Raw genomic sequence first — 13,146 nt, forward strand, 5'->3', positions numbered from 1 at the left:
CCCCCGCCGCACCGTCCTCGGCGGGCGCCCGGCCCTGGAGCTGGAGCCGGTCGGAGCGGCCGACCGCGGCCGACTGCTGTACCTGCACGGCGGCGGCTACGTCATCGGCTCGCCGGACACCCATGCCGGGCTGGCAGGCGACCTGGCGCTGCGGGCCGGACTCCGGGCGACGTCGGTGGACTACCGGCTCGCGCCCGAGCACCCGTTCCCCGCGGCCGTCGACGACGGGCTCGCCGCCTACCGCGAGCTGCTGGAGACGGGCGCCGATCCCCGCGACCTCGTCCTGGCCGGCGACTCCGCCGGCGGCGGCCTCAGCCTGGCCACCCTGCTCGCGGCCAGGGAGGCGGGGCTGCCGCAGCCGGCCGCAGTGGTCGTCTTCTCCCCGTGGGTCGACCTCACCCTCGGCGGCGCGAGCATCCGCGGCAAGCGGGACGCGGACCCGATCTTCGTCGAGGCCGACCTGCGTGCCTACGCCGACCGCTACCTCGGCGCGGGCGACCGGGCGCAGCCGCTGGCCAGCCCGGTCTTCGCCGACCTCGCCGGCCTGCCCCCGCTGCTGGTGCAGGTGGGGGCGAACGAGTTGCTGCTCGACGACGCGGTCCGCCTGGCCGGCCGCGCGGGCGCCGACGGCGTCGAGGTCACCCTCGAGGTGGGGCCCGAGCTTCCCCACGTCTACCAGCAGTCCTACGGCCGCCTCGACGAGGCGGACGCCGCACTCGACCGCGCCGCCCGCTTCCTCACCGCCCACCTGGCCGCCGGGCCTCTCGAACCGGCCCACTGAGGGCGGACGACGCGTCAGCCGTCAGCGGCCGACCTACGGCTGGGCGAGGCGCTCGGCCAGCACCCTCCCGCGCGCGGCCTGCACCTCGGCGGCCTTCCCGGCCGCGAAGCGGAGCAGGCCGAACGGCGCGGAGAGCTGCAATGTGTCCACGACGCGCGAGCCCGCGTCGTGCGCGTGGATCGCGAACCGGTAGCCCATCCGCACGCCGCCCGGACTGACCACGTCTCCGCTGACGGATCCCTCCTCCGGCAGGCCCCCGCGCTCGGCGCGCAGCGTCACCCGGATGAGGTTGTCGTGGGTGACCAGCCCGAGAAAGCGGAAGCGCTCGACTGCCAGGTAGTGCGTGACCTCGTCCTCGCGCCGCACGTCCCGCACCCCGACCAGCAGCGGCGACAGCCCGACGTAGTTCTCCGGATCGGCCAGATGCGCCAGCACCTCGGCGGGCGCGGCGGGGACCTCGTAAGCGCGGGTCAGTTCGGTGCTCGGCACGTTCGTCTCCTCCATCGGGCGCGGACCCCTGGATGCTCCCAGCACCGCCGCCCGGCGGCCAGTGGCCGGCCCCCAGCCGCGTCAGTAGCTGATGAGCCGACCGGTGTCGAGTGCGAAGTCGAAGGGGGCGGGAACGTGGATCGTCTGGCCGAAGTCGGCGTCCTCCCGCATGCGGTAGCGGCCCCCGTCGATCTCCTGGAACAAGGTGACGGTCTTCTGCCTGGCGTCCACGATGAGGTAGAGCGGGATTCCCATGACGGGGTAGTCCCTCAGCTTTCCCGTCCAGTCGTTCTCCGGGCTCGTGGGGGAGACGACCTCTACGGCGATCAGCGCGAGCTCCGCGGGTGTGGTGCTCCGCCCGGTCGTCATCGCGTTGTCCGGGAGATAGGTCAGATCGGGGTTCCGCAGCTTCGCGACCTGGGGTGAGTACAGGTCGGTGTTGTTCGAGAAGAGGTACCCCTCGGGTGCGAAACGCTCGAACTGGCGCTGGATCACCGCGAGGTTCCGCTGATGGATGTCGGTGGGGGAGGCCTGCATGACGATGGTGTCGCCGGAGAACTCGACCTTCCAGTCGGAGGGGATCTGGCGGCGGACTTCCTCGAACATCTCGAGATGCTTGGGGTCGATGCTCACAAGGTCCCTCCTCGGGTGCCCGTTCAGCCTATCCGCTCGGACCTGCGAGATCGGTCAGGGGCGCGGGACCTCCGCCGGGCCCGGGTCTGTGTGCCGGAGCATCCCCGCGCGCACCCGTCTGCCGCCGTCCACCAGCAGGTCCGCGCCCGTCACCCAGGCTGCCTCGTCGGAGAGGAGCCAGCGGACCGCGCGGGCCACGTCCTCCGGTTCGCCGAGGCGCCGCAGCGGGGTGTCGGCGGCGAGGGCGGGTTCGTCGTGCTCCCACCGGAAGCGGGCCAGTTCGGTGCGGACCAGGCCGGGGGAGACGGCGTTCACGCGGACGCGTGGGGCGAGTTCGGCGGCCAGGTGCCGGGTCAGCTGGAGCAGGGCCGCCTTGCTGGTCTCGTACGCGGCGAGCCCCGGGCCGACGCCGTGGACGCCCTCCGTCACCACGGTGACGACGGAGCCGCCGTGGTCGCGCATCCATCCCTCCCACGCCGCGCGCACCAGTGCCAGGGGTCCGTGCACGTTGACGGCGAAGGTGTCCCGCCACGCCTGCGGGTCGCCCGTCACCGCCGGGCCGAGCGGCTGGTTCGCGCCCGCGTTGCAGACGACGTGGTCGAGCCGCCCGAAGGTCTCCAGCGCCAGCGCCGCCCAACGCCGCACGTCCGTCTCGTCGCCCGCGTCGCCGGCGGCGGCGATCAGCCGCCCGGGGGCCGGGCCGAGCGAGGCCAGCGCCTGCGACAGGCCCTCCCGGCCGCGCGCGCCGATCAGCACCGACGCTCCCGAGGCCAGCAGTTCCCGTGCCACCGCCAGTCCGATTCCACGCGAGCCGCCGGTGACCACGGCCGCCGTCCCCTCCATCCGCATGGGCGGAATCGTCCGCCCGCGCGGCGGGCGGGGTCCAGAGCCGCGCACGCCCAATTGAGCCGAGAGTTGACTGTCCGTCGACAGGCGGAACCGGGCAGACTGGTGACACCTGATCACGACAGGCATGGCCGGCCCAGGGGAGGGCCGGGGATGAGGGGAACCGGATGACCACCGCCCAGCACGAGACGCCACTCGTCAACGACCCGACCTTCAAGGCCGAAGCGCACGCGCGCTACGTGGGCCTGCGCGGCCGGGGGCCGATCCAGCGCGTGGCGCAGCCCAGCGGGCTGGACCTCTACCTGGTCCTCGACCACGAGCTCGCCCGCGTCGCGCTCACCCATCCCGACCTGCTCAAGGACCCGGAGATCGGCCGGGCGGCCCTGGACGCCGCCGGCATCCTCTCCTACCAGGGCCGCGGCCAGGGGCTGGGCGCCAACATGCTGATGGCCGACCCGCCCGACCACGCCCGTCTGCGCGGCCCCGTCGCCCGCTCCTTCACGCCGCGCCGCGTCGAGGCGCTGCGGCCGCGCATCCAGCAGATCGCGGACGAGCTGATCGACGCCGTCGAGGCGAAGGCCGCCGCGGGTGAACCGATCGACCTCGTCGAGGACTTCACCGCGCCGCTGCCGGTCATGGTCATCTGCGAGCTGCTGGGCGTTCCGCTGGACGCGCGGGAGGACTTCCGCCGTTGGACCCTTGCCGCCGTCTCCGGCGGCTCGGCGACGCCCTCCCCCGACCAGCAGCAGGGCATGCTCGCCCTGAACCGGTACTTCATCGAGCTCATCGCCGCCAAGCAGGCCCGGGCCGACCCGGGCGACGACCTCCTCGCCGCGCTGATCCGCCTCAACCGCGAGGACGAGGACGCCCTCAACGACGACGAACTGCTCGGCACGGCCGTCATCCTCCTCGTCGCCGGACACGAGACCACGGTCAACCTGCTGGGCAACGCGATGGCCGCGCTCCTCGACCACCCCGAGCAGGCCGCGCTGCTGCGGGAGCGGCCGGAGCTGCTGCCCGGCGCGGTGGAGGAGTTCCTCCGCTTCGACGCCCCCGTCGACCAGACCCCGCTGCGCTTCGCCGCGCGGGACGTGGAGCTCGGCGGCGTCCTGATCCCCAAGGGCAGCGCGGTCACCGTCTCCCTGGCCGCGGTCGGCCGCGACCCGTCCACCCACGGCGACCCGGGCGAGCTCGACGTCACTCGCACGGACGGCCGCCACCTCTCCTTCGGGCACGGCATCCACTACTGCGTCGGCGCGCCGCTGGCCCGCCTGGAGGGCGTGGTCGCGCTCGGCACGCTGCTGCGCAGGCTGCCGGGCCTGCGGCTGGTGGGGGAGTACGCGGACCTGGCCTGGACCACGGGCGGGATCATGCACGGTCCGCTGGAGCTGCCGGTGACGGTGTGAAGTGAGGGGCGCGGGACTTGCGTGCGCGACCACCCTGCGCGGACGGCCCCCGTCCGTCGAGGAGCGTCCGCGCAGGGCGGGTGCTCGGGCAGGCCCCCCGCGCCCCTGGTCCGTGGGTCTAGATCTGACCGGCGATCTCGGCCGCGACCCGTTCCCCCGACGCCACCGCCGCGTTGAGCGTCGCGTTGTCCACGTCCGTGTGCTCGCCCGCGAAGTGGACGCGGCCCTCCTGCACCGCCTCGTAGCCCGCGAACGCCGTGTACTGGCCGACCTCGTAGTAGTGGTAGGCGCCCTTGTGCCACGGGTCCAGCGACCAGTGGTCCTCGTAGGCGAGCCCGTTGTACGCCGCCGTCGTGCCGGGGAAGACCTGCTCGATCTGCGACAGGAAGGCGCTCACGTCCGCCGCCGGGGCGGGGCCGTGGGCCGCTCCGGTGAGGCCGGTGCGAGCCCGGTCGCCGCCGGGGAAGTTGACCAGCAGGGCGGGGCCGCCCTTCGCGCCGAGCTGGACGGAGCCGTCCCACGCGGTCTGGTAGCCGCTCGGCGCGGTGTTGCTGACGCCGTTGTAGCCCAAGGAGGGCCAGGTCTTCGTCGTCAGCTGGGTCACCAGCTTCGCGTTCTGGCCCATGCCCTGCTGCTGGACGGCCTGGAGCTTCAACGTGCTCAGCCCGGCCCGGGTGAGGTCCACGTCCCGGAGCGTGCTGAACGGCAGGGCGAGGACGAGGTGGTCGGCCTGGACGGTGGTCGTCGTGCCGCCGCACTGGAAGGTGCAGGCGTAGCTGCCGTCGCCGTTGCGCACCACCGCCACGAGCTGGTAGCCCCGTTGCACCGTCCCGGCAGGCAGTTGGCCGATCATGCCGCTGACCAGCTGGTCGTTGCCGCCGACCAGGTGGTACTTCTCGTCGAAGCCGGAGCCGCCGTCGAAGGTCGAGGAGCCGCCCAGGAAGCCGATCATGCCGATCGCCGAGGACTGCGCCGGCTCACCGCCGGCCTGGAGCTGGATCGACTGGATCAGCTGGCTGAGGGCGGAGCCCGAGGGCAGGCCGATCTGCGCCAGGTAGTCCAGGCAGGAGAGCTGGTCCAGCTGCTTCGCCGTGGCATTGCAGCTGTTCCAGCGCGGGGTGCCCATCGCGGCGTAGGAGGCCGCGAAGGCGTTGTACGCCTCGGCGACCCAGTCGCTCTGCTGCTGCGGGCCGTCGTAGCGGGCGCCGTTGATCCAGCCCGCGTAGGTGCCCGAGTTGAGCGAGCCGCCGTTTGCGTACTCGGTCTTCAGGCCGAAGGACTTGGCCAGGTTCAGCACGGAGGTGTCGGTGGAGCTGATGAACGAGCCGCCGTGCTCGCTGACCGTGCCGTTCGCGAAGAAGCCGCGCAAGGTCCAGCAGCGGCCGCCGACATGGGAGGTGTCGGCCTCGTAGACGGTCGAGGCGATCGGCGTCGATCCGGTCCACAGCTGGTGCGCGCAGCGGAGGCCGGCCAGGCCCGCGCCGACGATGACGACGCGCGGGGCGGTGGCCGGGTTCACGGCCGTCCCGGCGGTCCCGGTCGCCGGGACGGCCGCCGCCCGGCTCGCGCCGGCCAGGGCCGCCCCGGCGAGGCCGACGGCGGTGACCGCGCTTGCCGCCGCCAGCAGTTGACGCCTGTTCAGTTCCCGATCGGCACGTTCGGCACGCTCGCCCGCGACCTCGGCGACGGGCATGCCGCGCCGACGGGCCTCGCCCTCGAGCGAGAAGGCGAGGCCGAGGCTGTCGGGGAGGCCGGTGCGGGTGGTGGTGCTCGATCTGGCAGGTTCCCGGTCCATGACGAAGAACCCCTCTCTGGGGATCGATCGAACAATGATGACCGGGAGTGAAGCGCTGGCGCAACGTTGTTGTCAACGGTGTTGCGCTGCCAGCTCCTCGGCCCGTCGTTCGATCGCCGTGATCAGCGCCTCGACCCGGACCCGGTACACCGCGTCCTGGGTGACCCCCGCCAACTCCTCGGCGGCAGCAGTGATCTGCGGAAACGCCTGCGGATCCACCAGCCGGTACTCGCGGTTCCAGGCCGACTCGTCCGCCGCCCGCGCCTCCTTCGAGAAGAGCAGGTAGGCGGCGCGCTGGCCGACCAGGGCCAGCAGCGAGTCGCCGACCATCCGGTAGTGGACGGCGGCCTCCGCCCCGCGCAGGCCGGCCTCGGTGACGGCGCCCAGGATCAGCTCGACGACGCGGAACTCGTTGGCGCGGCGGGTCGTGCGGCTCGCCATCGCGGAGGCGACCGCCGGGTACTTCAGTGCCACCGCGAGCGAGCCGTCCGCCAGGGCGCGGATGCGGTCCTGCCAGCCGAGGCCCGGCGGGATGCTGTCCAGGACCTCGCCGAGGGTGCGGTCGGCGACCTCCAGCAGCAGTTCGTCCTTGTCGCGGAAGTGCCGGTAGACGGCGGTGGGGTCGGCGCCGAGCTCCTCGCCGAGGCGGCGGACGGTGAACGCGTCCGCGCTGCCGCGCGCGGCGATGCGCAGGCTGGCCTGGACGATCGCCTCGGGGGTCAGCTGGCTGCCCGAGCGCTTGCTCCGGCTGCGGGGGCCGGGGGCCTCGGTGGTCGGCTTCGAGGTGCGGTTCGACGCCGGAGAGGCTTGGTTCGACGCTGGATTCGACATGGTGCGGTCAGTGTAACGATGCGGCCCGAGCTGCGCGCAACAGTGTTGACAACAGTGTTGCGCCGCGCTTCACTCCTCCTCACCATCACTCGGGGAGGAAACGCCGATGGCGTCCCATGGATCGTCAGAAATGCCTGCTCAGCTGCTCTTTCGCGGCGGCAGGGTGTTCACCGCGACCGGAGCGGAGCCCGCCGGGCCCGTCGAGGCCGCCGTGGCCGTCCGCGACGGCCGGATCGCGGCCGTCGGGCCGGAGGCCGAGCTGCGCCCCCTCGTCGGCCCGGCCACCGAGGTCGTCGACCTCGACGGCGGGCTGCTCGCCCCCGGCTTCCAGGACGCCCACGTCCACCCGACCGTCGCCGGGGTCCAGATGCTGCGCTGCGACCTGTCGGGGCAGCGCAGCATCGACGGCTACCTCGCCGCCGTCGCCGCCTACGCCGCCGCGCACCCCGAGGCCGCCTGGATCCGCGGCGGGGGCTGGTCGATGGACGTCTTCCCGGATGGCATCCCGACCCGCGCCATGCTCGACTCCGTCGTCCCCGACCGGCCGGTGCTGCTGACCAACCGCGACGGCCACGGCGCCTGGGTCAACTCCCGGGCCCTTCAGCTCGCGGGCGTCGGACGGCACACGCCGGACCCGGCGGACGGCCGGATCGAGCGCGAGGCCGACGGCACGCCCGTCGGGATGCTCCAGGAAGGCGCGATGAACCTGGTCGGCGACCTGGTCCCGGTGGCCACCGCCGAGGAGGCCCGCGCGGGCCTGGAGGTCGCCCAGCGCCACCTGTTCTCGCTCGGGGTCACCGCCTGGCAGGACGCCATGATCGGCGCCTTCCCCGGCAACCCGGACAACTTCGCCGTCTACGTAGACGCCGCCCGCGCGGGCACGCTCAGGGCCCGCGTCGTCGGCGCGCTGTGGTGGGACCGCGAGCGCGGCCTCGAGCAGATCCCCGACCTGGTGGAACGCCGCCTCCACGGCCGGGTCGGCCGGTTCAACGCCACCACCGTCAAGATCATGCAGGACGGCATCGCGGAGAACTTCACCGCGAGCCTGCTCGCCCCCTACCTCGACGGCTGCGGCTGCGCCACCGCCAACTCGGGCCTCAGCTTCGTGCCGCCGCAGGTGCTGCACGCCGCCGTCACCGAACTGGACGCACTCGGCTTCCAGTTGCACTTCCACGCACTCGGCGACCGGGCCGTCCGCGAGGTGCTGGACGCGCTCACGACCGCCCGCGACCGGAACGGCGCGAACGACAACCGCCACCACCTCGCCCACCTCCAGCTCGTCCACCCCGACGACGTCAAGCGCTTCGCCGACGTTGGCGCGGCCGCCAACATCCAGGCGCTGTGGGCCGCGCACGAGCCGCAGATGGACGAGCTGACCATCCCCTTCCTCGGCCCCGAACGCGCCGCACTGCAGTACCCGTTCGGGGATCTGGCGCGCGCCGGCGCGCGGCTGGTCGCCGGCAGCGACTGGTCCGTGAGCAGCCCCAACCCGCTCTGGGGCATCCATGTCGCCGTCAACCGCGCGGTGCCGACCGAGGCCCCCAACGCCGCCGCGGACCGCCGGCCGCGGCGGCCCTTCCTTCCCGAGCAGGCGCTCACCCTCGCCCAGGCCTTCACCGCCTACACGGCCGGCAGCGCCTGGGTGAACCACCTGGACCAGGAGACCGGCACGGTCGAGCCCGGCAAGTGCGCGGACCTGGTCGTGCTCGACCGCGACCCCTTCGCCGGGCCGCCCGAGGAGATCGGCGCCACCCGCGTCCGGATGACCTTCGTCGACGGCATCCCGGTGCACGTCGCCGACCACTGACCACACCCCCGCCGCCCGGAGGCTCCCCCGTGTCCACTCACCGCACCCGCCGCAGAACCCTCGCCCTGGCCACCGTCCCGCTCACCGCCCTCGCGCTCACCTCGTGCAGCGGGACCGCCCACGGTGGCGGCCCCCAGGGCGCCGCCACCGCCTACCGGTTGACCGACACCACGCCCGCGGCCAAGGGCGACCTGTCCTCCTTCACCTGGTCCCTGTTCGCCGAACCGACGTCGCTCGACTACGCCTACTCCTTCGACTACCCGCCGAACACCGTCCTCGCCAACGTCTGCGAGAGCCTGCTGCGCTGGAACCCGGACCTCACCGTCTCGCCGGGGCTCGCCGCCTCCTACGCCAACCCGACGCCCACCACCTGGGTCTACACCATCCGCAGCGGCGTCCACTTCCACGACGGCACCCTGCTCACCGCCGACGACGTGGTCGCCTCGCTGCGGCGCAACCTCGACCCGGACGTCGGCAGCGACTGGGCCTACCCGTTCCGGAACGTCAAGTCCGTCGACCGGACCGGGCCGATGCAGGTCACCGTCACCCTGACGAAGCCCGACTCCACCTTCAACAAGTACATGGCCGCCAGCCCCGGCACGGTGGAGTCCGCCGCCACGCTGAAGGCGGACGGCAAGGACTACGGCAACCCGGGCAAGGGCGTCAACTGCACCGGCCCGTTCTCCTTCTCCTCCTGGACGCCCGGCCAGTCGATCGTCCTCAAGCGCTTCGACGGCTACTGGGACCCGAAGCTCAAGGCCAAGTCCGGCCAGGTGAAGTTCGTCTTCCTGTCCGACGCGACCGCCCGCGTCAACGCGTTCCAGACCGGCGAGGTCGACGGCGGCTGGATGGTCCCGCCGGACTCCTACCGCCAGCTCTCCACCAGCGCGGCCGGAACGCTCTACTACGGGCGCAACACCACCGTCGCCGACGAGGTCGTCGGCAACCTCAAGGGTGTGCTCGGCGACGCGCAGGTGCGGCAGGCGCTGCTGACGGCGATCGACCGGAAGGGCATCATCACCGCCGGGGCGGGCGGTGTCGGCGACGTCGCCGACTCGCTGGTCACCCGCAACAACTGGGACGGCAGCGGCTCTGCCGCGAGCGTCGACGCGCTGCTGAAGAACCTGCCGCAGTACCCCTACGACCCGGCGAAGGCCAAGGCGCTCGCCGCCAAGGCCGGTGTGCACGGGCAGACGGTCGTCATCGCGACCAGCCCGCTGGACTCGCAGACGACGATCATCACCCAGGCCGTCGCCCAGGCCGCCACCGCGATCGGGCTGAAGCCGCAGATCGACACGGTCTCGGCGGACAAGTACACCGCCCTGTTCACCGACCCGGCCGCACGCAAGGGCATCGACCTCTTCCTGACCTTCTGGTACACCTCCATCACCGACCCGCTGGACATGTACGGCTCGTTGCAGACCGGCGCGTTCAGCAACTACGGCGGCTGGTCCGACCCGCGGTTCGACGCCGCCGTCAACCAGGCCGTCGGCGCCTACGACCCGGCCGCGCACGCCGCGGCGGCGGCCCAGGCGCAGCAGATCGCCATGCAGCAGCTGCCCTGGCTGCCCCTGTACACCGAGCCGGTCAGCGTCTTCCTCGGCAGGAGGATCACCGGCGTCAAGCCCTCCATCGACTACCTGTACTACCCGTGGGCCGCCGAGATCGGGGCCAAGGGATGAGCGTCGCCGTCGCCCTGTTCCGGAAGTTGCTCGGCATGGCCGTGACGCTGCTGGTCACCTCGTTCCTGGTGTTCTCCTCGCTCTACCTCGCGCCCGGCGACCCGGTCTCCTTCCTGGTGCGGGGGCGTAGCCCGAGCCCGGCCGAACTGGCCGCCATCCGCAAGGAGTTCGGCTTCGACCAGCCCTTCCCGGTGCGCTACTGGCACTGGCTGGACGCGGTCCTGCACGGCGACTTCGGCCGGTCCTACCTGTTCCACGAGAGCGTCGGCGCGGTGATCTGGGCACGGCTGCCCGCCTCGCTGCTGCTGGTCGGCGTCTCCACCGTGCTGATCGCCGTCGTCGGCATCGGCGCGGGCGCGCTCAGCGCGCTGCGGAGCGGCACGCGGACGGACAAGAGCGTGCTGCTGCTGGTCACCGTCGGCGCGGCGGTGCCGTCCTTCGCGGTGGCGGTCGTGCTGCGGTCCGTCTTCGGCGTCCGGCTCGGCTGGTTCCCGACCATCGGCAACGGCACCGGACTTCTGGACGAACTGCACCACGTGGCACTGCCCGCCGTCGCGCTGTCGGTGACCTTCATGGCCCTGGTCACCCGGGTCACCCGCGCCTCCATGCTGGACGAACTCGGCCGCGAGCACGTGGAGGTGGCTCTCAGCCGGGGCGCGCCGCGCGGCAGTGTGCTGCGCCGGCACGTGTTCCGCAACGCGCTCGGGCCGATCGTGACCGTCTCCGGGCTGCTGGTCTCCGGGATGCTCGTCAGCACCGCGATCGTCGAGACCGCGTTCGGGATGTCCGGGATCGGCTCCCTGCTGGTCCAGTGCGTCGACGAGCTCGACTTCCAGGTCGTGCAGGCGCTGGTGCTGCTCGTCGTCGCGGTCTTCGTCGTCGTCAACACCGTGGTCGACCTGGTCCATCCGCTGATCGACCCGCGTATCGCGGCCGGGGAAGGAGCCCGATGAGTACGACCGTTCTCGTTCGCCGCCCGCTGCTGGGCCGCCTGCGCGGCGGGTTCCTCGCCCACGGCCGGCTGTTCCAGGTCTGCCTGGTGCTGCTCGTCGCCTTCGTGGTCGTCGCGTTGTTCGCGCCGTGGCTGGCGCCGCAGGACCCGACCGTCGGCGACTTCGCCGACACCATGGCCGGGCCCAGCGCCGCCCACCTGCTCGGCACCGACCAGGGCGGCCACGACACCTTCTCCGCCCTGCTGGTGGGCGCGCGCACCAGCCTGCTCGGCCCGCTCGGCGTGGTCGCCTTCTCCAGCGCGGCCGGGATCGCCGTCGGGCTCTTCAGCGGGTGGCGCGGCGGCTGGGTCGACGCGGTGATCGGCCGCGTGCTGGACATCCTCTTCGCGTTCCCCTCGCTGCTGCTGGCGATCCTGGCGGTGGCCCTGTTCGGCAAGGGGCTCGGCGCGCCGGTGCTGGCCATGGCCGTCGCCTACATGCCCTACACCGCGCGCCTGGTGCGCGGGCTGACCGCCCAGGAGCGGACCCGCCCCTACGTGTCGGCCTACCTGGTGCAGGGCCACGCACCGGCGTACGTCGCGGTGCGCCGACTGCTGCCGAACCTCGGGCCGACCGTGCTGGCCCAGTCCACCGTCAACTTCGGCTACGCGCTGCTGGATCTGGCCGCGCTCTCCTTCCTCGGCCTCGGTGTCCAGCCGCCGACGCCCGACTGGGGCGCGATGATCAACCAGGCGCAGGCGGCGGTGCTCCAGGGCCAGCCGCTGTCCGCCGTCGTCCCGGCGGTGGCCGTGGTGCTGGTGGTCGTGGCCTTCAACGTCGTCGGCGAACAGCTCGGCGACCGCCTCGCCCGGAGGGATGCCCGATGACACTCCTTGAGATCGACGCGCTGACCGTCGAGCTGCCGGGCGCGGCCCGGCCCGTGCTGGACGCCGTCAGCTTGCGCGTGGCGGCCGGGGAGGTGGTCGGCCTGGTCGGCGAGTCCGGTTCCGGCAAGTCCGTCACCGCCCGCTCGGCGCTGGGCCTCCTCCCGGCGAAGGCCCGCGTCACCGGCCGGGTCCTGGTCGAGGGCAGGGACCTGGTCGGCGCCGACGCCGCCCGGCTGCGCGAGGTCCGCACCGGTGTGGCGTCGATGGTCTTCCAGGACCCGCGCGCGGGCATCAACCCCGTGCGCCGCATCGGCGACTTCCTCACCGAGCCGCTGCGGCTCACCAAGGGCTGGTCCCGGCGTGATGCCGAGGCGCGGGCGCTGGAGCTGCTGGCCGCCGTCGGCCTGCCCGATCCTCCCCGCCACCTGCGGCAGTATCCGCACCAGCTCTCCGGCGGCATGCTGCAGCGCGTCATGATCGCGGGCGCGCTGGCCGGCGAGCCCCGGCTGCTGCTGTGCGACGAGCCGACCACCGCGCTCGACGTCTCCACGCAGGCCGAGATCCTCGCCCTGCTGGGCGGCCTCCAGCGCGCACGCGGCCTCGGCATGCTGCTGATCACCCACGACATCGAGCTGGCCGCCGCCTCGTGCGACCGGGTGTACGTGATGTACGCGGGACGGATCGTGGAGGAGGCGTCCGCCGCCGAACTGTTCGGCTCGCCCCGCCACCCCTACACACGCGGCCTGCTCGGCTCCACACCCCCGCTCACCGGTCCGCTGGACCGGCTGCGGCCGGTGCCGGGCGCGCCCATGAGCCTCGCCGAGTCCGCGCCGGGCTGCGCCTTCGCGCCCCGCTGCGCCTTCGCCGAGCCCGGCCGCTGCGACCACTCCGCCCCCGAGCTGCTCCCACTGCCCGCCGCGCCCGCATCCGCGCTCGCCGCTGCGGCTGGCGGAGCGGTCCCGGCTGCTCCGGTCGTCCCGGCCGCTGCGCGAGGCCGTGCCGGCGCGGCTGACACGACCGCTGAGGCCGGCCCGGCGACGGCGGCTCCGGCCGTGTC

At 73.2% G+C, this 13,146-nt stretch carries 12 protein-coding genes; 7 read left to right on the forward strand and 5 right to left on the reverse strand.

Annotated elements, in window-relative coordinates:
• Positions 1 to 781 (forward strand): alpha/beta hydrolase (locus TR50_RS32670; RefSeq protein ID WP_042430770.1); only part of this gene is annotated, 781 nt, incomplete at its 5' end.
• Between the two features lie 33 nt (positions 782 to 814).
• On the opposite strand, the gene TR50_RS32675 is transcribed toward TR50_RS32670, so the two are convergent.
• The 3 genes from TR50_RS32675 to TR50_RS32685 all read right to left on the reverse strand — a co-directional run bounded on the left by TR50_RS32675 (position 815) and on the right by TR50_RS32685 (position 2,752).
• A complete protein-coding gene (locus tag TR50_RS32675) occupies positions 815 to 1,270 on the reverse strand; it encodes an SRPBCC family protein (RefSeq protein WP_042430861.1) in 456 nt (151 codons plus the stop codon).
• An 81-nt stretch (positions 1,271 to 1,351) separates the two neighbouring features.
• Positions 1,352 to 1,903, reverse strand: coding sequence for a Uma2 family endonuclease (locus tag TR50_RS32680; protein WP_236654690.1), 552 nt, complete (start codon positions 1,901 to 1,903; stop codon positions 1,352 to 1,354).
• 54 nt (positions 1,904 to 1,957) lie between these two features.
• Positions 1,958 to 2,752, reverse strand: coding sequence for an SDR family oxidoreductase (locus TR50_RS32685; RefSeq protein ID WP_042430773.1), 795 nt, complete (start codon positions 2,750 to 2,752; stop codon positions 1,958 to 1,960).
• A gap of 164 nt (positions 2,753 to 2,916) precedes the next feature.
• Here TR50_RS32685 and TR50_RS32690 point away from each other — a divergent pair, with 164 nt between their 5' ends.
• Positions 2,917 to 4,155, forward strand: a complete 1,239-nt coding sequence (locus TR50_RS32690) for a cytochrome P450 family protein (protein WP_042430777.1) — start codon at positions 2,917 to 2,919, stop codon at positions 4,153 to 4,155.
• A 118-nt stretch (positions 4,156 to 4,273) separates the two neighbouring features.
• On the opposite strand, the gene TR50_RS32695 is transcribed toward TR50_RS32690, so the two are convergent.
• Positions 4,274 to 5,950, reverse strand: coding sequence for a flavin monoamine oxidase family protein (locus tag TR50_RS32695; RefSeq protein ID WP_042430778.1), 1,677 nt, complete (start codon positions 5,948 to 5,950; stop codon positions 4,274 to 4,276).
• 72 nt (positions 5,951 to 6,022) lie between these two features.
• Positions 6,023 to 6,781: a TetR/AcrR family transcriptional regulator gene (locus tag TR50_RS32700; RefSeq protein WP_052441624.1), complete on the reverse strand. Its 759-nt coding sequence runs from the start codon at positions 6,779 to 6,781 to the stop codon at positions 6,023 to 6,025.
• Between the two features lie 130 nt (positions 6,782 to 6,911).
• Between TR50_RS32700 and TR50_RS32705 the strand changes: the two genes are divergently transcribed.
• From TR50_RS32705 to TR50_RS32725, 5 genes are all read left to right on the forward strand, one after another.
• Positions 6,912 to 8,588, forward strand: a complete 1,677-nt coding sequence (locus TR50_RS32705; RefSeq protein WP_042430779.1) for an amidohydrolase — start codon at positions 6,912 to 6,914, stop codon at positions 8,586 to 8,588.
• Between the two features lie 29 nt (positions 8,589 to 8,617).
• A complete protein-coding gene (locus TR50_RS32710) occupies positions 8,618 to 10,270 on the forward strand; it encodes an ABC transporter substrate-binding protein (RefSeq protein WP_042430780.1) in 1,653 nt (550 codons plus the stop codon).
• The gene (locus TR50_RS32715) at positions 10,267 to 11,223 is read left to right on the forward strand and encodes an ABC transporter permease (protein WP_042430783.1); all 957 of its coding nucleotides are present in this window, start codon (positions 10,267 to 10,269) and stop codon (positions 11,221 to 11,223) included. Before TR50_RS32710 ends, TR50_RS32715 begins: the two co-directional genes overlap by 4 nt.
• Entirely contained in the window at positions 11,220 to 12,089 is an 870-nt protein-coding gene (locus TR50_RS32720) for an ABC transporter permease (RefSeq protein WP_042430785.1), read from the forward strand. The genes TR50_RS32715 and TR50_RS32720 overlap by 4 nt, the downstream gene beginning before the upstream one ends.
• Positions 12,086 to 13,146: ABC transporter ATP-binding protein (locus TR50_RS32725; protein WP_084701355.1), on the forward strand; the 1,061-nt coding region annotated here is incomplete at its 3' end. The genes TR50_RS32720 and TR50_RS32725, both read left to right, overlap by 4 nt.

The sequence above is a fragment of the Streptacidiphilus anmyonensis genome, from assembly GCF_000787855.1.
Lineage (GTDB): Bacteria > Actinomycetota > Actinomycetes > Streptomycetales > Streptomycetaceae > Streptacidiphilus > Streptacidiphilus anmyonensis.

Excerpts from the sequence above, each read along its gene's own strand:
- TR50_RS32685 (WP_042430773.1), bottom strand. The coding sequence starts at position 2,752 with ATGCGGATGGAGGGGACGGCGGCCGTGGTCACCGGCGGCTCGCGTGGA.
- TR50_RS32690 (WP_042430777.1), top strand. The coding sequence starts at position 2,917 with ATGACCACCGCCCAGCACGAGACGCCACTCGTCAACGACCCGACCTTC.
- TR50_RS32695 (WP_042430778.1), bottom strand. The coding sequence starts at position 5,950 with ATGGACCGGGAACCTGCCAGATCGAGCACCACCACCCGCACCGGCCTC.
- TR50_RS32700 (WP_052441624.1), bottom strand. The coding sequence starts at position 6,781 with ATGTCGAATCCAGCGTCGAACCAAGCCTCTCCGGCGTCGAACCGCACC.
- TR50_RS32705 (WP_042430779.1), top strand. The coding sequence starts at position 6,912 with ATGCCTGCTCAGCTGCTCTTTCGCGGCGGCAGGGTGTTCACCGCGACC.
- TR50_RS32715 (WP_042430783.1), top strand. The coding sequence starts at position 10,267 with ATGAGCGTCGCCGTCGCCCTGTTCCGGAAGTTGCTCGGCATGGCCGTG.
- TR50_RS32720 (WP_042430785.1), top strand. The coding sequence starts at position 11,220 with ATGAGTACGACCGTTCTCGTTCGCCGCCCGCTGCTGGGCCGCCTGCGC.